Source organism: Trichococcus pasteurii, assembly GCF_900112935.1.
GTDB classification, from domain to species: domain Bacteria; phylum Bacillota; class Bacilli; order Lactobacillales; family Aerococcaceae; genus Trichococcus; species Trichococcus pasteurii.
The window spans coordinates 1-17,770 of record NZ_FONM01000014.1; the positions used below are offsets into that span (position 1 = coordinate 1).

Below are 17,770 nucleotides of genomic sequence, written 5' to 3' on the forward strand. Positions count from 1 at the left end.
CTAAATCGTCTGTCAACAATTTTTTCAAATCATTTCAAAGCCGATTCTGGCGGACAACTTCTATATACTATCATCACAGCCGAATGCTGTCAACGGTTTTTTCAACTTATTTCTGAATGATTACCGACTATTCAAAAATAAAGACTTTGAGCAGTCTCTTCTGCTGGCATTAATTCTCATTCCATTATATAGTAGACTTCAATATCGGACAGCCACATTTAAGGGCAGAAAGCGAGTGTAGTGATTGGATAAAAAAATTATTTTTTTGGATATTGATGGTACTTTGGTGACGGATGATGGCTGGGTTCCCGCATCCGCTGCGGACGCATGCAGACAGGCCCGCTTGAATGGGCACGAAATTTATTTGTGCACCGGCCGTTCAAAACCGGAAATCTACGATTTCATCATGGAAATCGGCTTTGATGGCATCATCGGTGCTGGCGGCGGCTTTGTTGAGCTGAATGACGGAATGCTGTACCACAAGACAGTACCCGCCATCGAAGTCAGACGGATGGTGGATTTCTTCAATCAGCATGGCGTTGACTTTTACCTGGAATCAAACGGCGGGCTGTTCGCCAGCAAGAATTTCCTGCCGCATGTGGAACGCTGCATTTATGGTGATATCGACAACGACCCGGATGCCCGCAGACGCAAAGAAGAACAGCCGCATCCTTTCATTGAGGGCTTGATCTACGGTGAAGAGGATCTGTATAAGACTGATGTCAATAAAGCCTGTTTCCTACAGAGCGACAAACTTTCTTTCGCACAGATCAAGGCGGAGTTCGAAAACGCCTTTGATACGATCCAATGCACCGTGCCTCAGTTTGGGGATGAAAGCGGCGAACTGATGGTTCCGGGTATACACAAGGCGACTGCAATCGAAGCGTTGCTGACACACCTGGAGCTCTCAAAAGAACGGACAATCGCAATCGGAGACGGCTTGAACGATTTGGAGATGTTCGACTATTGTGCGGTCGGGATCGCCATGGGGAATGCCAAGGAAGAATTGAAGGCCGTCGCGGATCATGTCACAGGTTCGGTGGATGAAGATGGCCTGCATCAGGCATTCCGTACTTTCGGACTCATCTGACGGCAACAGCAAAAAATCTTATCCATTTCATAAAATAATCTTCATAGTTTCTTCATACTTGAGATTTACTATGACTGTAGGCCAATCACAAACAATCTTTTTTTAATTTCTTTACTCCTCCAAAGTAAAGAGCAACTCCTTTAGGGCTGCCTGATAACTTCAGGCAGCTTTTTTTTGCTATATCTTAATTTTTTCGCCATTCCGTGATACTATATGAAGTAATACCTCGCTTGATGCGGGCTCAGCAATACATAAATAACTACTCTTTAATAGATGCAAAAAATCAAATCGTAAACGGGGATATGCACATGGAACCTATTCGCAACAAAATATTGGACTGCAAAAGGATCGTCATCAAAATCGGCACAAGTTCTTTGATGCTGGCCGACGGATCCGTCAACTACCAAACGTTCGACCGGCTTGCTTATGTCTTGACCGTTCTGCGCAATCAAGGCAAGGAAATCGTCTTGGTGTCATCCGGCGCGATCGGCGTCGGGCTCAACCGCCTGAACCTGCCGCATCGTCCGAAAACCATCCCGGAACAACAAGCCGTCGCTTCTGTGGGGCAATCCGAGCTGATGAACCTCTACACCCGCTTTTTCTCGCACTATAACCAGATCGTCGGGCAAATACTCATGACCCTGGATATCGTACAGTTCCCGGAAAGCCGCAGGAATGCCGTCAACGCTTTCGAGCAGTTGTTGAAAATGGGCATCATCCCGATCGTAAACGAAAACGATGCCGTCTCCGTTGAAGAACTGGATCACCTGACCAAATTTGGGGATAACGATCGCCTTTCCGCAACCGTTGCGGAAATCATCTCCGCTGACCTGCTGATCATGCTGTCCGACGTCCCAGGTTTTTATGATAAAAATCCGATGGCGTATCCGGATGCCGTGCTTTTCCATACCATCCATGCCGTCACTGCAAAGGAAATGGCTTTGGCTGGCGGGAACGGTTCGAAATTCGGGACCGGCGGAATGGCAACAAAATTGAAAGCTGCCAAACGCATCCTGAAGAACAAGCAACAGATGGTATTGACGCAAGCCACCGACCCGACCGTATTGTTCGATATACTGGCCGGCAAAGAAATTGGAACCTATTTTGTGAGGGAAGACAAATAGAGGAGGATATTCGATGAACAGTTTATTGCAAGAAATGGGCATTGCCGCGAAAGCCGCAGCCAACAGCCTGAGGAAAGCATCAACCAAACAAAAGAATGAGGGACTTTTGGCCATGGAAGCTGCCCTTTACGCGCATCAGGATGCCATCCTGACAGCCAATGCGAATGACATCGCAGCAGCAGAGGCTAACGGCTTGCCGACGCCGATGATCGAACGTTTGACTTTGAATCCGCAACGGATCAAAGGGATGGCGGACAGTTTCAAGGAAATCGCTCAACTACCTGATCCGATCGGCTACGTTGAGGAAATGACGAAATCGGCCGATGGTTTGATGATCGGCAAGCAGCGTGTTCCGCTTGGCGTCATCGGAATCATTTATGAATCGCGTCCAAACGTCACAGCGGACGCGAGTGCCCTTTGCTTCAAATCAGGCAATGCCGTCATCCTGCGCGGCGGAAAAGAGGCATTGGAGTCCAATAAAGCCATCATGACTGCATTGCAGGATGGGCTCATGAACGCCGGTTTCGCCAAGGAAACGCTCCAGCTGATCCCTGATCCGTCCCGCGAATTGGCCAGCGAATTCATGAAACTGAATGACTATCTGGATTGTCTGATCCCCCGCGGAGGAGCCGGGCTGATCCAGAACGTATTGAAAAACGCGACAGTGCCTGTCATCGAAACAGGTGTCGGGAATTGCCATTTGTACATCGATAAGGACGCCGAATTGGAAATGGCAACACGCATTCTGGTGAATGCGAAATGTTCCCGCCCTTCCGTCTGCAATTCCATCGAGACGCTGGTTGTCCACGAAGCAGTCGCCGAAACATTTCTGCCGGTTTTCGCCGAGGCTTTAGCGCCTTACAAAGTGGAATTGCGCGGCGATGCGAAGACCTGCAGCATCCTGCCTGAAGCTGTTCCAGCAACAGAAGAAGATTTCGCTGCCGAATTCTCGGATTTCATTTTGGCGGTAAAAGTGATTTCCTCTTATGATGAAGCCATCGCGCATATCCAAAAATACAGCACAGGCCATTCCGAAGTGATCGTCACCGATCATTACCAAACAGCACAGAACTTCCTGAACGATATCGATGCGGCGGCAGTCTACATCAACGCTTCTTCCCGTTTCACGGACGGCGGATGTTTCGGCTTCGGTGGAGAAATCGGCATCAGCACGCAAAAACTCCATGCCCGCGGACCGATGGGATTGAAGGAATTGACTTCCTACAAATACATCATCTACGGCGAAGGCCAAATCAGATCCTAAAAGGGATCCTCATCAAAAATGTTTAGAGCCGGGACACCGTTCCCGGCTTTTTCTGTCCACCAGCAGCAAATACCGTCTACCGGCGAAAGGAATGATTATAACAATGAAAAAGAAGATTGCAGTCATCGGCGGCGGCATCGTCGGTTCCACCGCCAGTTACTACTTGGCAAAAGCCGGCCACAGCGTCAGCGTATTCGACAGCGGAACAGGCCAAGCAACAGCCGCTGCAGCAGGGATCATTTGTCCTTGGCTGTCCAGACGCCGCAACAAAAAATGGTACCGTCTCGTCTCCGAAGGCGCGGCTTTTTATGACAAGCTCCTGGCCGACTTGGCTTCCGATGGTTTAAAGACGGCTGCCTACGCACGCTGCGGCGCCCTGATCCTGGGACAATCTGCCGACTATATCCAGGAGGTCCATGACCGTGCAATGGAACGCCGCGAGCAGGCGCCGCTGATCGGAAACGTCGCTATCCTCAAAGGCACCGAACTCAAAAAAATCTTTCCTCCGCTCAGTAACGTCGAACAAGCCCTTTACGTAGGCGGTGGTGCCCGCGTGGACGGTCGGGAATTGACGAAGACCTTGCTGCAGGCGACAACCCAATTCGGAGGCACCATCCATAAAGAGACCGTCTCCCTCGCCAATGATAACGACGGCACCTTGGCCGTCCTGATGCCGGTCGGACCGCAAAAATTCGATGCGATCATCCTGGCAGCCGGCGCCTGGTTGCCCCAAATCCTCCAGCCGCTTGGGTATACGGTCGATGTCCGGGGCCAGAAGGGGCAACTGGTCGTCCTCCAAACCGAAGACAACGATCCCCAAAACTACCCGGTCATCATGCCCCAAGGCGAAATCGACCTGCTTCCGTTCGGCCATGGGAAAACAGTCATCGGCGCAAGCCATGAGAACGACAAAGGCTATGACCTGCAGCCTGATGCTTCCGTCACGGATCCGATGCTGGAACAAGCCTACACTTGGCTCCCCCAACTGAAAGATGCAGTAACCACAGAAATCCGTGTCGGCACGAGGGCGTATACTTCAGACTTCAGTCCCTTCTTCGGCAGGGTACCGGGTTTGCAAAACTGCTTCGCGGCAAGCGGGCTCGGCTCATCCGGACTGACTTCCGGCCCGCTGATCGGCTATTTGTTGGCCGAATTGGCGCAAGGCAAAGAAAGCAGCTTACCAACCGAGGATTATCCGATCGCCACCTACGTCAAACTGGTCGGTCGCTAGAAAAAAATAGAAATATTATCCGCTGATGCTTGTATTTTTTGCTATCTCAATGGACTTGGAATATAATTATGTTAAACGGAGGGGAAAAATATGTGGAAAGAATTTAAAACATTCATCATGCGTGGGAACGTGCTTGATCTTGCAGTCGGGGTTGTTATCGGGGGTGCATTTACAGCAATCGTCAATTCATTAGTTAAAGACATCATCACACCGATCATCGTAGCCTTGACCGGCAACGCAGACTTGACCGGCCTTTCATTCAAAATCGGACAGGCAGACTTCACGTATGGTAATTTCCTGCAAGCTGTGATGAACTTCCTGTTGATCGCACTTGTCCTCTTCCTGATGATCAAAGCAGTCAACAAACTGAAAAGCAAAATGCCTGCTGAAGAACCAGTGGAAGTCGAGGCTGAAGTACCGGTTGTTGAACTTTACCTGAAAGAGATCCGTGATTTGATGGTGAATCAGAACAAAAAAGCTGAATAGCACTCAACAAAACCTGCTCCCTGTAATATACGGGGGGGCAGGTTTTTAGATTCCACTTAAAAGCATACAAAAATGAACCCTATAGAGGGCACTTTTTCAGTGTCCATTCTATAGGGTCCATTTTCTTCTTAAAACGTATCGTCCTCTTCATCATCGTCTGCAATCATGGATACATGCCAATCACTGATGCTGCTCTTCCCTTGAGCGATCACAGCTTCGGCAGCTTCTTCCACAGGCGTCCCGATCAATTGATGGTTGATCCCTTCCAACAGCATCGGAAGGTTTACCCCGCCAATGATGTAAACGGAATCTTGTAGCGGTTTCTCCAGACTATTCGTCACAAGTACCGATTGGTTGTACGGGCTGGCGCTCACCAGATCCACCAATACGATTACCCCGTCACCTTGGTTGACTTCATGGATGGATTCTTTGATTTTTTCGCCTAATGCCTGCACATCGTCTCCCAAGTTCAAGTTCGCCGTTGTGATATTATTGGTCGGCCCAAAGATCACTTCTGCTGAATTTTTAAGCCCATCGCTTAACGTACCATGTGTTGCAATGACAATCCCTAACATTGATAATCCTCCTTCGTTACGGAAAAGGCCCAATGCCTATCTGCACAATTCCATAACTTTCTCTATATTTTCCATATTTAGTGTTTTTCGATCCAAATCCGCTCTATCCAGGTAAAAGCTCGTCTTTTTTTCTTTCTCCGAAGTTTTTGCACTGAAGATATAAGTGATTCTTTCGTCTGACGACTGATGATCAATACTTAATTCCGACAATTTCGCCTTAGAAACATCATTCCCGATAACATGCAGCGGCGCATCTGCACCTACGCAATCCAAAAAGAAAATCTTCGCTTTCTTATTTTGAGGCGTAAGCATTGCTTCCAGACCACTTTCCCCAAAAATGCCTTCATCCACAAAAGCGAAAGCTGTTTTCTCTCCCTTTGCCTCACTTATCATTACCAACATAGCAAGGACGGACGAAGTATTTCGAATCAATGTTCTTCGCTTAGGCAATCCCTTGGTGACCTTACCCAGCAAGTAAAAATAGATACCATAGGCAAGCGCGGTAAGCAAGTTACGGAGTGACAGCACATCAAATGCATCCGAAGCGTACTGCGTGTAAAGGAGCGTTCCGGCAATACCTGCCATGATCAACAGGACCGAACTGACTATGATGAAACTGGTTGTTCGTTTTTCCTGTGCCTCCCGATCAAACAAAACATAAGGACCAAAATGTTGGATTGGCGTGTCATAATACGTGCAAATGATCCGATCCGCTTTTTCGATATCGCCAACGTAAATGTTCCTTGAAGCATATTTTTTGTGACGATTGTACTCGATCACCTGCACATCTTTTCGCATGTCAGAAATATCCGCCACCAACGCCGATAGAAACCGCTGTTTGCTTTTATCAGTACGACGCACACGATAAAAAGACTGATATCGAAATAGCCAATCTTTAAATTTTTCATTTTGCTGCATAGTATTTGCCACCTGTCATTTTGGTCACTGTTTTCCCGATTGAGAAAAGCAGTTATTGTGTAATAACTGCTTTCCCGCCAGGATTTATTTTATAAACCGAATTGCTTTAATACATCCACTAAACTGGAGCTTGAAGATGATGGTGTCGCTTGGAAATAGATGTTCTCAACGCCATAGTCTTCATTTAATTCTTTCAATTTCAATGCATCCGCTTTGTTCAGATAAACTGATTTTGTGACCAAAATATCGTCATCGCCTTTTTTAGCGATTCCGCCGATATTCAGATCCTTGATCGGAACACCATGTTTAACCAGATTATAAATTCCGGTCACTGTTTTCGTGATCAGGATAGCGCTGTACTCTTTAAATTTGAACTCATCCCAATAGAATTTGCACTTTTCTTCAGTCATGACAATTGTTTTTTGCCCAGTACGGCTGCCCGCACTCTTGTACAAATCCTTCATGAATTTATCTTTGGCAACAACATCATCCACTACGAAGATCGAATTTACTCCATCTCGTTGAGACAACGTCAACATAACTTGACCATGGATCAGTCTCTCATCTACACGCGCTAAATTTACAACTCCCATTTTTCACACTTCCCTTTCTTAAATGACCTTTTACAGAATGCCTATACCGGCCAGAACAATCAAAATCAGCGTCAACCCTACTAATGCACGCGTTACCTTCAGACCTTTTTTGATGTAGAAGAAGTACACACCCAGAACAACAGCCAGCGGCAACATACCAGGCATGATCTTATCCAACATTTCCTGCATGATGAACGGACGACCTGAAATCTCAAATTCTAGGCTTGATGAAACTTTAACATAGTTTCCGGCTAAAATCCCCATCATAAACATACCCAGGATAGACAACATTTCGATAACAGTCTGGATTCCAGCACTGTGCATTACCCCTGTTGCATTTTTACCTGTCTTGAATGCGCTTCTTGCAAAGAATACACCTAATAATGCTTGGTAAAGAGCAAAAGCGATGAATGGGAACAAGGCGCCGATCGGGCTACCCATTTGTGCCCAAGGAACAGCGATAGCGATAAAAATGTATTGTACAGTTCCTGAGTCGATCGAATCACCGATCCCTGCCAAAGCTCCCATCAAACCTGCTTTAGTATTATACATCAGATCATCGGTCATGGTAACTTCTTCGTCGTTCACAACCTCTTTGGCGCGTTCTTGTTCCATCGAAGACATCAGACCTGTGATGACTCCGCCACCCCATGACAGTTGCGTATTGAAGAACAGCAATTGGCGTTTGTAGGCGGCTCTTAATTGATCCTCATCTTTGTACAGTTTGCGCAGAATCGGCATCATCGCATAAAGGAGCGAAGGCGCTAAATAACGTTCGAATGAGTGAGGGATTTCGTTTGCAAAGTGCCAGCGTAAATAGGTTTTCGTTACATCTTTAGCGGTTATTTCTTCTGGAGCTAACATGTTTGTTTCTTTAGCATCTAGATTAGCGTTCATCATTTTTTCATCTTCCTTTCAATTTGCATGCTTTTTAGAAATCGTCGTCATCGTCATCATCAAGAGATGCACTGCCAGCGGAAGCAGGAGCTGCTTTTGCACCCTGTCCTTTAGCCAGTACGAAAATGGCTGCAATCAGAGCGCCGATGATGGCATAGGTTACCATTGTGATTGATAAGGAAGATAAAACGACACTCATCAAGTAAGCCAGCAAGAAGAAAACCATGTAGTCTTTACGGCCGATAACATAAATCGTTGTTGCAATACCGATAGCCGCTAGACCGCCACCGACAACTGTAAGAATATGGAACACAACCGTACCTTCAAGCGCAGTGATGACATCAGCGATAACTGGCGCTCCGAAGTACAAAGCAATGAACACTAACGGTACAAATAACAAGAAAGAAGCGATTGTCGGATAAAGGATGATCGATCTTACGATTGCACCGTCATTCAAGTCTTCTACGGCTTTATCGGTGTATTTACCCAAAAACGTGTTGATGAAGAATCTGAATTGGTACAGATAAGCACCCAATAAACCAACCGGTACAGCTACAGCTATCGCTGCTTCAGGCTGCAGGTTGCCCATCAAAGCAACCGGCACCGCGATCGCTGCTGCGATTGATGGTTCAGAAGGCATCGTTCCCCCTGGAGAGAAAACCCCCATGTAAATCAGCTGAATCGCTGCTGTGATAATCATTGCTTGTTGAACGTCTCCCATTACAATACCTGCGATCAAACCCGTCATCAAAGGAGAAAAACGTAACGTTAATGTCGCTCCACCTAAAAATGCACGTGACATGACTGCCCCTACCCAAAGTGCAATTAACATACTTTGCATTGCGGTAATATTTTCCATTGCCTATACCTCCGTATTTATGTATTTTTCTAAATCTATTATTGCTTTTTTCAAGACTGCTTCATTGATCGTCATCGGCAACAAATGCACTTTTTGCTTTTTGTTGACCAGTTCGACTATGTTGTTGAGTTCCTCTTCCGGTAAAGGATACTCGCCCATTTCGGTTAATGATTTCGGTAAACTTAAAGCTTCATACATCGGGATCAACTCGTCAATCACTTGCCATTTGCCTTCCAGAGCCAACTGATAGAAAATGCCGTATGCCACTTTTTCACCATGCAAGTAGTTGTGGACACCCGGCAGGTACGCTGAAATCGCATCATGAATGGCATGAGCTGCAGTATTGCGGGCATATTTGTCGCCAAATCCCCCAACCAATCCGGCAACCCCGAATATGACTTCCGACACCTTGATAAACTCCGTGGATACATTTCCGTTGCGCATGTCTTCGATAGCTTTTAGACCGTCTTCAGCGAGGACATCCTTGCAGATCCGCGCCGAATGCCGCGCAAGCATCAAGAAATTATTCGCTTCAAACTGCGGCTGCTCCAATATCATATCGGATTCATACCACTTGGCTAAAGTATCCGCGATTCCTGCGATAAAGAATTTTATTGGCGCATCGATGACAAGCGTTGGATCAGTGATCAGAAATGCTGCCTGTCTTTTGTAATGCTCCGTTTTGCCTTCAGCGAGTCCATTATCTTTGTACATAACGGATAAGGGAGCCCAAGGTGCACAATTACTGGCCAGCGTCGGAACGACACCGAAAGGTTTTTTCGTTAATGAGCCGACGTAGTACACCAGATCACACAATTTTCCTCCGCCGACGCCGATGATAAAGTCAAAGTTGCCATCTTCGACTAGTTTGGCCAATCGATTTGCTTCATTATAGCTGCACTCACCGTTATATTTCTCATACTCGATTGCGAAGTCCTCATCCAGAAATTCCAAATACGGCCTTGCTTTCTCCCACGAAATCGTGCCATGAACAAGCAACACGCGTTTCGCACCGTATTCGTTCAGTATGTCAGGGATCATTTCCATCGCGCCTTGCCCATACTTATAAAATTGCGGGCCAACTTTTACATTTACAACTGTATCCAACTTTATACACCTCCCTCATGCTGTAATATAAGGACTTACTGGTTGCACGACCCGTCGAGGCATCCTCCCTTCCACTATCGCTTCACAGTCAGAAACACATTTGTCTCCCATTCCTTCCAGGCACTCCATTGTGTACGCGGATGTGTGCGGGGTCACAATGATATTCGGATACTCCAGGAAAGGATGGTCACTGTGTCCTGGTTCAACTTCCAGTACATCTGTTGCATATCCGCGCAGTTTCCCGGTTTGGATCGCTTCGATGATTGCCTCTTCATCCACAAGCGCCCCACGAGCTGTGTTGGATATGTAGACACCGTCCTTCATTTTCGCAATGGCTTCTTTGGAAATCAGATGATAGTTCGTTTCATTCAGGCTTGCGCAGAGGCAAATGACCTCGGCCCGCTCCAGAAGTTCATCCAATTCGACTTTCTTGCCGCCGAAAATCTCGATTTCCAACGCGGTCTTGTTCGGATCGACCCCCAACACTTCACACCTGAATCCATAATGCAGGATTTCGACGGCTCGGCTGCCGATATTGCCAACACCAATGACACCTACCGTTTTCCCGCATAAACCGTTTCCAATAAACCGCGCTCGATTTTCCCAGCCATCATTTTTGACTTCCTGGGCCGACTCAGTTGTGCGTCGCATCAATGCAAGTAAATTTGTAACATTATTTTCTGCAACTGCGTCGCGCTCAATCAGAGGTGGGACAATCGCGACAATCGTACCATGTGCCTTGGCAGCTTTCAGGTCTATATTGTTGTACCCGATTCCATGACGTGTGATCAACTTCAGTTCATCCTTATGTTCAAAAAACTCGCTAGTGAAAAATGGTGTTACACTCGCGATAATAATATTATACCCTATTAAGGATTCAGCTAGTTGCTTTCCTTCAATAGAACTATCAAAATCAAAACGATCAACCTGTCCGATTTTTTCCAGTCTTTCCACATGCGTGTCAAACATCTTCCCAAAACTGCTTGAATTGACGATGGCTATCTTATTTTCTTGAGTCATTTTTCTTTACCCCTCCGCTTGTACAACATATGTCCGCCAAATTTTTGTAATCGTTTTCGTAATTTATATTCTGATTATAATAAATATTTTTTACTTTGTAAAGCTAAAATAAAAAATATTTATTACTAATCGCGAATATGCTATACTATCCCTAAGGAGGTGCTCATATATGTCAAAAAATTATATCCAAATGATTCTGAAACCGCACTACGAGACTTTTTCAGCCACTGAATTGAAGATTGCCGATTATTTCGTGAGCTTGGGTATGGACTTAGTGAACAAAACGTTGTCCAATTTAGCCGAAGAAACAGATTTTTCAGAATCAACGATTTTTAAATTCGTGAAAAGAATAGGCTTCAAAGGTTTCCAGGATTTCAAAATCAGCGTCGCATCAAACTACCGTATGTCTGAAGAACGCACGCACCAGTTAGCCGTATTTACCGACATTACCGCTTCGGACACGCCGAGCGATATTTCTAAAAAAGTCATTCAATCCTCACAAATTATGTTGCAAAGCCTGATGAGCAAACTATCCGGGGAAGCTCTGCAACAAGCTCTTGATATTATCGTGAATTCGAAAGCGCTTCACTTTTTTGGCCTTGGTTCCTCCGCGGTCATTGCGCTCGACGCCTACCACAAGTTCTTGAGAACCGCCCTACCCGTAAACTATGTTTCGGATTATCATATGCAGCTGATGCACACTTCCAAATTAACGGAAAATGATTGCGTCTTCCTTTTCTCGCACTCAGGAAAGACGGCAGAAACAATCAAGATAGCGGAAGTAGCTGCCCATAATAAAGCCAAGATCATCTGTCTGACAGGGAATCCTCCAGGTGCTTTGAACCGATTGAGTGATGTCAGCATCGTAGTCGAAACGGAAGAATCCATTTTTCAGTCCGAGGCACTTTCAGCCAGATTACTTTATATCACAGTAGTGGACATCATCTACTTGTCGTATCTCTATCATGATGAGCATACAAACATAGAATCAATCGATACCATACGCGAAATCCTTTCGACAACAAAAATAGAGGTGGATAGATAATGCCAATTAAAGCAATCGTCTGTGACATGGACGGCACCTTGTTGACGGCTGACCATGACATCAGCCCCAAAACCCAGGAATTGCTCCTGTCGCTCCAGCAAAAAGGCATCACCTTGGTGTTGGCAAGCGGGAGAAGTTACTTGCGCTTGATGCCGGATGCCCTGAAACTGAAGATGGATTCCCATCAAGGCTATTTGATTGATGTGAACGGCAGCTCCATTTATGATTTCAACTCTCAAACCAGGGAAAGATTGGGGATAATGGATTCAGAAGACATCCAAAAAGTCACATCCATATTCCGTAAATTCAACGTTGAGATCCAGTTCTCCCAGGATGCTGGCCTGTATACCTATTTGCCGGATTCGCTGTATGCCTTAAAGAAGAAGATCCGCGGCGAAATGAGACTGCCTGATGATTATCCTTGGGCTAGCGGCATGTACGGTTGGCTGTGCGATATGCGCGACGGCTATCCGGAACAAAAACTGATCCTTGATCTGAAGGAAGCGCCAGCTTCCTGCAACAAAATTTCCATCAGCCAAGACCCGCATTTTATGGAGGCTGTGACGCAATCATTGCCTCATTTAGGTCTGCATGACGACTATGAATTGGTCTTCTCCGATGAAAGGAAACTTGAGATCACCAAAAAAGGCATCAGCAAAGGCAAGGCCTTGGATATCTTACTGGAAAAACTTGGCATCTCCAACGAAGAAGTGGCCGTTTTTGGCGACAGCGAAAATGACATCTCCATGCTTTCCGGCAGACCCTATTCCTTCGCAATGGCTAACGCGTTGCCCAAAGCCAAGGGCGCGGCAACCTATACAACGCCTTCCAACGATGAAGAAGGCGTCTATCATGGCTTGAATCAATTGGTATCAGAAGGACTGCTATAAACGAATAAAGAAAAGCGGGGCTGCCAACAGATGAGGCAGCCCCGTCTTTGCGGTTGGGCGTTCGAGTTCGTGGCGGAATTCCCCGCCAAAAGGGTTTTGACGGGGACTCTCATGTTGTCCGCGGATGTTTTTCCCCGCCAAATGAGTTTTGGCGGGGAATCTCAGAGCAAAAACCCAACCCCCATACAAAAAGGGTCCGTATCAAAACCAGAATAGGAATTTCTGGCTTTAATACAGACCCTTTTTTGCGCATTACCCCGGTGGACCGATGCATTCGTAAAAAAAATAAATTTTTCCTGTCAGAAATAGATCCTCCACAATCCAAACACCAGCACGCCCGCCAGCAACAGCGTATGCCCTTTGATCTGCAGAAAGATGAGTGCGATGAATTCGCGCAGAAAAGCATAAGGCAAAAAATAAAGCGGTGTCCAGGCACCCAAGCCGTCCGTTTCCAATCCCACACGGTGGGCGTAGAGACTGCTGCGGACCGCATGGAAGTTGTTCGTGATGAAGAGGCATTTGTAGCTTTCTTTATAAGCGTCCATAATGCTCTTGGAGTACAGAAAATTCTGGTACGTGTTGACGGACTTGTCTTCCTCAAGGATCAGTTCTTCTGGGATGCCTTTCTCGATCAGATAACGTTTCATGGCATAGGCTTCGGAAAAAGGTTCGTCTATCCCTTGCCCTCCACTCACAATCAGACGGCAGGGCCGCTTCTGCGTACGATCGGTCTGATGCCGGAAAAACCGGATTGCTCTGTCCAAACGTCTCTGCAACAGCGGGCTGATGCCCCCGCCCGGCAGCAAGCCCGCTCCCAGGACAATGACGAAATCTTTATCGAGTGCAACCGGAATGAGTCCGTAAAAAGCGATCGCGATAAAAAACAAGATCAGCACCACACCGAAATAGATGATGAAGTAGCCCATCAAGCGCATGAAGCGCCAGATCAGGTAATGATGGAACACAAAATAATTCAGCAGGAACAACAGGTCCATCAATAAAATGAAGGCGCCCACCGCGACCAGCAGGCCGAACCGTTTAGCCCAGCCCTCTTTTTTAAGCAATAGCACCCCATTGAAGACAAGCGCCAAACCAAAAAACAGGAAAGCAAACGGTGAAATCAAGCCGAACAAAACACGGAAAAGCATCACCGCGTAACGGATCCACGCCACCTGGGGCGAGTCGTTGCCCTGCAGCATTCCCACGAAAAGGAAAAGCAGCGCCGCAACCAGCAAGTAGCTTTGGAATTGCCTGTTTCTCCCCATCGATCGGAGCTTCAGACCCCCGCCAAACGAAAATGCGCTCAATAAATAGAATAGCAACGGTCATCCCTCCTGTTTAGAAGCCGTGGAAAGCTTGATACACTTCCTGTTTCTTCATATCCCTGATTTTTGCAGTCTCTTTGATCGCATCTTTGGAAGAAAGACCCTGTTCCGACATCAGCTTTTCCACCAATTCGGTGACGCTGAGGTCATCAAATGTCTGTTCAACAGGCATTTCCGGGTTATCATTGCCGGCTATCATCAGGCAGATTTCCCCTCTGATTTCCGTTTCTTCGGCCCAAGCAGCCAATTCTTCCGCCGAACCCCGGATGAACTCCTCAAAGCGTTTCGTCAATTCGCGGCAAATGACGACTTGGCGCCCTTCACCCATCACGGTTGCGATATTTTTGAGCAGCTCCTTCAGCCGGTAAGGCGACTCATAGAAAATCATCGTTTCTTCCCTGTTCTTCAACGACTCCAACTGCGCCACTTGATCCTTCTTCTTGCGCTCCAAAAAGCCGAAAAAGTAGAATGGCTGCGGCGCCAATCCGGAAGCGATCAATGCGGTCACACCGGCATTGGCGCCCGGTAACGGCACAACCGGCACGTTTGCGTTGATGCAGGCGCGCACCAAATCGTGGCCCGGATCGCTGATGGAAGGCATCCCCGCATCGCTTACTTGGGCGATGGATTGCCCGCCGAGGAGCTTATCCACCAATTGCGGAATGCGCTCCTGCGTGTTGTGTTCGTGAAAGCTGATCTGGGGCGTATCCACTTCGAAATGCGTCAACAGTTTCCGCGTATTGCGCGTGTCCTCAGCCGCAATCAGATCCACTTCACGCAGTATCTTTATGGCACGGAAGGTCATATCCTCCAGATTGCCGATCGGTGTCGGCACTAAATAAAGCGTGCCGCTCTCGTGTTGTTCATAACTTTTTTGCAGTTGCATCCTTGTTCTCCTCTGATTTCGATTCGTTTTGTTGGCTCTGGCAATCCGCTAAATCCCGTCCGGTTCAGAGCTGAATACGCTGATCCCGCGCACCATCAAAAAATTCTCTTTCTGTTTGCGGCTCAGCTTCTTGAATGCCGCCTCTGCTTTGGTCGCTTCCGCTCTGGAGCCGAATACTTCATTGTAAATCATTCGGACAGGGCGGCGTGCCTTGGTATATTTGCTGCCGATGCCTTTATTGTGCTCCTGTTCGCGCCGAAGCGTGTCCGTCGTGTAGCCGGCATAAAAAGAATCATCTTTGCAATGCAGCACATAAAAGTAGTGCTCACTGCTCGCCATAGAGGACATCCCTTACCTTCTGGCTGTATTCCCCTTCTTCATTGTACACAACGAGCGGCGGCAACACACGGAAACCATCTTCCTTGCCGTCCTTGATGCCTTCGATCAGGATCATGTTCGCTTCCTTATTCTGTTTCGGGTAGATGAACTGCAGCTTTTTGGGCGCAATCCGGTTGTTCCGCATCGTTTCCAGGATCTCCATCAAACGATCCGGGCGATGGACGAAATAGGCCTTGCCTTTCATCTTCAGCAGATGGCTCGTCTGTTTCATCAATTGGTCCAGCGTCAGATGGATTTCGTGCCGCGCAATCGCAAAAGCATCCAATTCATTCGTGAAACTGGATTCGGTCAGCTTGAAGTAGGGCGGGTTGCAGGTGATGACGTCGACGGAATCCGGTTTGATGAAGCGGGTCACGTCGTTCACATCAGCGTGCAGGAAGGAAACCTTCTCCTCCAACTGATTGAGTTGGACTGTCCTGCGGGCCATATCCACCAAACGGTCCTGCAGTTCCACCCCGACAATCGGGTTCTTGGTTTTCCCCGTCAACAGGAACGAGACAGCCCCGTTTCCGGCGCAGAGATCGACTATCTTTGCCGGCTTCACGCGCGGCAATTCCGCGAAATCAGCCAACAGCACCGCATCCAGCGAAAAAGAGAACACGGCTGAACTTTGGATGATCTGGATGTTTTCCCTCTTCAGCACATCCAACCGTTCGCCTTCCTTTAATACATTATCCATTCCAATACCCCTTTATCTATATCATCAAGCATACAGCAACCGACAGAACCGTCAGCCGGCACGTCCGTTACGCTTATCCTCAAAACAGAGGCCAGGACTTCTGTCCCCGCCTCTGCCAGTCATACATCCATCATTTGTTAACAGCACCCGCAGTTGCGGGACACTTCTCAGTTTTTCCGATCTCTTTCGCCGTAGATGACATCGATACAGAAAACACAGGGCTCATCATTAAGTCGACGGGAACCATAATAAACATTGCAGACATGAAAACCGTCCTCGTACAGCTTCTGTAAGTTCAGACGGGACTTCGACATTTCTGGCTCTTGCTTCTGCGCATCTTCTTTTTCCTTCGTAAGGAAATCAATCCGATCGCGCAGATGCTGGTTCTCGATTTGAAGATTTGCGTTCTCTTCTATCAGGTCATCCATCTTCTCTTGAATCTCTTTAACATCTGCTCCCATCGACGAAATACGGCTTTCCACCCGATGGAATTGGTCATACAAGGCACGTTTATCCATTTTATCCACTCGCATTTTCCATACTTATTTTTCAATCTTGTCGTGCAGATCTAACATTCTATAATTCTGAACTGGCAAACTCAACCGTCTTGTTGTGCTCGAACAGACGCACTTTGACGACTTGACTGAGCACATTCAATTCCACAACTTTCCCCTTGCCCTCGGGCGTCATTACTTCCTGCCCATAATCAGGCATCGCCTTTCTGAGCGAAACATACGTGTCGTTCTCATAATTCAGGCAGCACATCAAGCGGCCGCACAAACCGGATATTTTGGTAGGATTTAAGGACAAACCTTGGTCCTTCGCCATCTTGATCGAAACAGGCACAAAATCACCCAAGAAGGTCGAACAGCAGAGTGTCCTTCCGCAAGGGCCGATTCCTCCAAGAATCTTGGCCTCATCGCGGACGCCGATCTGATGCAATTCGATCCTCGTGCGGAAAACAGCTGCCAACTCGCGGACCAATTCCCGGAAGTCGATCCGGCCTTCCGAACTGAAATGGAAAGTCAAACGGCTGCGATCAAAAGTGTATTCCGCTTTGATCAGCTTCATCTCCAATTTCAGCTGCTTCATTTTCGTCTTGCACACGGCAAATGCTTCTTTCGCCTCTGCGCGATTTTTTTCATCCTGCTCGAGATCCTTTTCGGTCGCGACGCGGATGATATGTTTATGCGAAAGGATGCCGCCTTCATCATTGTTGCATTGTTTATCGACAATGACGACTTGGCCAATATCGACAGCATTCCCATTATTTATGATCAATTTTTCGTCCATTTTGTACTTTGTCTGGCCTGCTTCATAATAAGAGATGGGCCCGACAGGCATAAAACGAACACCAATTACGTTTTTCATTTTCTTTCTCC

20 protein-coding genes are annotated in these 17,770 nt (G+C 47.2%); 7 read left to right on the forward strand and 13 right to left on the reverse strand.

Going from position 1 to position 17,770, the window contains the following annotated elements; all coding sequences use genetic code 11:
• The first annotated feature begins 244 nt into the window (after nucleotides 1-244).
• The 5 genes from BM184_RS11040 (at nucleotide 245) to mscL (ending at nucleotide 5,195) form a co-directional block, all read left to right on the forward strand.
• Nucleotides 245-1,090 carry a Cof-type HAD-IIB family hydrolase gene (locus BM184_RS11040; RefSeq protein WP_086943090.1) on the forward strand — a complete coding sequence of 282 codons (846 nt, stop codon included), beginning with the start codon at nucleotides 245-247 and terminating at the stop codon, nucleotides 1,088-1,090.
• 317 nt (nucleotides 1,091-1,407) lie between these two features.
• Nucleotides 1,408-2,214 carry a glutamate 5-kinase gene (proB, locus tag BM184_RS11045; RefSeq protein ID WP_375152988.1) on the forward strand — a complete coding sequence of 269 codons (807 nt, stop codon included), beginning with the start codon at nucleotides 1,408-1,410 and terminating at the stop codon, nucleotides 2,212-2,214.
• Nucleotides 2,215-2,227: 13 nt separating this feature from the next.
• Nucleotides 2,228-3,478 (forward strand): glutamate-5-semialdehyde dehydrogenase, encoded by a 1,251-nt coding sequence (locus tag BM184_RS11050; RefSeq protein WP_086943088.1) that lies wholly within the window; start codon nucleotides 2,228-2,230, stop codon nucleotides 3,476-3,478.
• A 103-nt stretch (nucleotides 3,479-3,581) separates the two neighbouring features.
• Complete coding sequence (locus BM184_RS11055) at nucleotides 3,582-4,709, forward strand: NAD(P)/FAD-dependent oxidoreductase (protein ID WP_086943087.1); 1,128 nt, start codon at nucleotides 3,582-3,584, stop codon at nucleotides 4,707-4,709.
• A 90-nt stretch (nucleotides 4,710-4,799) separates the two neighbouring features.
• Nucleotides 4,800-5,195, forward strand: coding sequence for a large conductance mechanosensitive channel protein MscL (gene mscL / locus BM184_RS11060; RefSeq protein ID WP_086943086.1), 396 nt, complete (start codon nucleotides 4,800-4,802; stop codon nucleotides 5,193-5,195).
• A gap of 128 nt (nucleotides 5,196-5,323) precedes the next feature.
• On the opposite strand, the gene BM184_RS11065 is transcribed toward mscL, so the two are convergent.
• From BM184_RS11065 to BM184_RS11095, 7 genes are all read right to left on the reverse strand, one after another.
• Entirely contained in the window at nucleotides 5,324-5,770 is a 447-nt protein-coding gene (locus BM184_RS11065) for a PTS sugar transporter subunit IIA (protein ID WP_086943085.1), read from the reverse strand.
• A gap of 36 nt (nucleotides 5,771-5,806) precedes the next feature.
• Nucleotides 5,807-6,688, reverse strand: a complete 882-nt coding sequence (locus BM184_RS11070) for a hypothetical protein (protein WP_086943084.1) — start codon at nucleotides 6,686-6,688, stop codon at nucleotides 5,807-5,809.
• Between the two features lie 89 nt (nucleotides 6,689-6,777).
• On the reverse strand, nucleotides 6,778-7,281 hold the full coding sequence (locus BM184_RS11075; RefSeq protein WP_086943083.1) for a PTS system mannose/fructose/N-acetylgalactosamine-transporter subunit IIB: 504 nt from the start codon (nucleotides 7,279-7,281) through the stop codon (nucleotides 6,778-6,780).
• A 30-nt stretch (nucleotides 7,282-7,311) separates the two neighbouring features.
• Nucleotides 7,312-8,178: a PTS system mannose/fructose/sorbose family transporter subunit IID gene (locus BM184_RS11080; RefSeq protein ID WP_177208643.1), complete on the reverse strand. Its 867-nt coding sequence runs from the start codon at nucleotides 8,176-8,178 to the stop codon at nucleotides 7,312-7,314.
• Between the two features lie 34 nt (nucleotides 8,179-8,212).
• Nucleotides 8,213-9,037: a PTS mannose/fructose/sorbose/N-acetylgalactosamine transporter subunit IIC gene (locus BM184_RS11085; RefSeq protein ID WP_086943081.1), complete on the reverse strand. Its 825-nt coding sequence runs from the start codon at nucleotides 9,035-9,037 to the stop codon at nucleotides 8,213-8,215.
• A gap of 3 nt (nucleotides 9,038-9,040) precedes the next feature.
• Nucleotides 9,041-10,144: an iron-containing alcohol dehydrogenase family protein gene (locus BM184_RS11090; protein ID WP_086943080.1), complete on the reverse strand. Its 1,104-nt coding sequence runs from the start codon at nucleotides 10,142-10,144 to the stop codon at nucleotides 9,041-9,043.
• 15 nt (nucleotides 10,145-10,159) lie between these two features.
• Nucleotides 10,160-11,164 carry a D-isomer specific 2-hydroxyacid dehydrogenase family protein gene (locus BM184_RS11095; protein ID WP_086943079.1) on the reverse strand — a complete coding sequence of 335 codons (1,005 nt, stop codon included), beginning with the start codon at nucleotides 11,162-11,164 and terminating at the stop codon, nucleotides 10,160-10,162.
• Between the two features lie 169 nt (nucleotides 11,165-11,333).
• Here BM184_RS11095 and BM184_RS11100 point away from each other — a divergent pair, with 169 nt between their 5' ends.
• Together BM184_RS11100 and BM184_RS11105 are read left to right on the forward strand one after the other, a co-directional pair.
• A complete protein-coding gene (locus tag BM184_RS11100; protein WP_086943078.1) occupies nucleotides 11,334-12,209 on the forward strand; it encodes a MurR/RpiR family transcriptional regulator in 876 nt (291 codons plus the stop codon).
• Nucleotides 12,209-13,099 carry a Cof-type HAD-IIB family hydrolase gene (locus BM184_RS11105; RefSeq protein WP_086943077.1) on the forward strand — a complete coding sequence of 297 codons (891 nt, stop codon included), beginning with the start codon at nucleotides 12,209-12,211 and terminating at the stop codon, nucleotides 13,097-13,099. Before BM184_RS11100 ends, BM184_RS11105 begins: the two co-directional genes overlap by 1 nt.
• A gap of 299 nt (nucleotides 13,100-13,398) precedes the next feature.
• On the opposite strand, the gene BM184_RS11110 is transcribed toward BM184_RS11105, so the two are convergent.
• The 6 genes from BM184_RS11110 to BM184_RS11135 form a co-directional block, all read right to left on the reverse strand.
• The gene (locus BM184_RS11110) at nucleotides 13,399-14,421 is read right to left on the reverse strand and encodes a YdcF family protein (protein WP_086943076.1); all 1,023 of its coding nucleotides are present in this window, start codon (nucleotides 14,419-14,421) and stop codon (nucleotides 13,399-13,401) included.
• A 16-nt stretch (nucleotides 14,422-14,437) separates the two neighbouring features.
• Nucleotides 14,438-15,310 (reverse strand): 16S rRNA (cytidine(1402)-2'-O)-methyltransferase, encoded by an 873-nt coding sequence (gene rsmI / locus BM184_RS11115; RefSeq protein WP_086943075.1) that lies wholly within the window; start codon nucleotides 15,308-15,310, stop codon nucleotides 14,438-14,440.
• 48 nt (nucleotides 15,311-15,358) lie between these two features.
• Complete coding sequence (locus tag BM184_RS11120) at nucleotides 15,359-15,649, reverse strand: GIY-YIG nuclease family protein (RefSeq protein WP_086943074.1); 291 nt, start codon at nucleotides 15,647-15,649, stop codon at nucleotides 15,359-15,361.
• Entirely contained in the window at nucleotides 15,636-16,388 is a 753-nt protein-coding gene (locus tag BM184_RS11125; protein ID WP_086943073.1) for a tRNA1(Val) (adenine(37)-N6)-methyltransferase, read from the reverse strand. Before BM184_RS11125 ends, BM184_RS11120 begins: the two co-directional genes overlap by 14 nt.
• 167 nt (nucleotides 16,389-16,555) lie before the next feature.
• A complete protein-coding gene (locus BM184_RS11130) occupies nucleotides 16,556-16,906 on the reverse strand; it encodes a DNA replication initiation control protein YabA (RefSeq protein WP_068562380.1) in 351 nt (116 codons plus the stop codon).
• A gap of 58 nt (nucleotides 16,907-16,964) precedes the next feature.
• Entirely contained in the window at nucleotides 16,965-17,759 is a 795-nt protein-coding gene (locus tag BM184_RS11135) for a PSP1 domain-containing protein (protein WP_086943072.1), read from the reverse strand.
• Nucleotides 17,760-17,770: the final 11 nt, after the last annotated feature.